This window comes from Pantoea sp. Cr_R13 (assembly GCF_029222565.1).
GTDB lineage: Bacteria > Pseudomonadota > Gammaproteobacteria > Enterobacterales > Enterobacteriaceae > Pantoea > Pantoea eucalypti.
Genome location: NZ_JARHXL010000008.1, coordinates 1 through 489, shown reverse-complemented (window position 1 = coordinate 489; position 489 = coordinate 1). Strand labels below are relative to the sequence as shown.

Below are 489 nucleotides of genomic sequence, written 5' to 3'. Positions count from 1 at the left end.
AATCCAGAGCAACGATTATAAAACTCTGGACGAAGGCCAGCAGGTCGAATTCACAATTGAAAACGGCGCTAAAGGTCCTTCAGCGGCAAACGTAGTCCCTATGTAAGCCCTGATTATCAATGATGCTTATAACCGCGACGACGGCAACAGCCTGAGCAGATAAGCCTGAAATTGATAATTAATAAAAACCCGCCTTGTGCGGGTTTTTTGCGTTTTATTACGGCTTAATCAATAAATGTTTATTTTTTATGCTGCTTAATTTGTTGCGCGTTAAATAAGCAGTTAATAAAAGCAATTATAACGGACAGGATCAAACGAGAACCGAACGCTATAAGGGCTCCGGACGTCTGGATGTTAAAAATAAATTAAAATAATGTTTGCTAAAATAGGTAAGGCGTGGCTTAATAGCGTCATCGGTTTGGAACACAGACCTTATCAAAGCAGTTTTAGTAAAGCAGTCCTCAGTGTAAGCGATATCTCAAGATACCC

1 protein-coding gene is annotated in these 489 nt (G+C 40.1%); it reads left to right on the top strand.

Annotation, left to right across the window (positions count from 1 at the left end; all coding sequences use genetic code 11):
• On the top strand, positions 1 to 106 hold a 106-nt coding region (locus P2R09_RS03985; RefSeq protein WP_175501524.1), incomplete at its 5' end, for a cold shock domain-containing protein.
• Between the last annotated feature and the right edge of the window lie 383 nt (positions 107 to 489).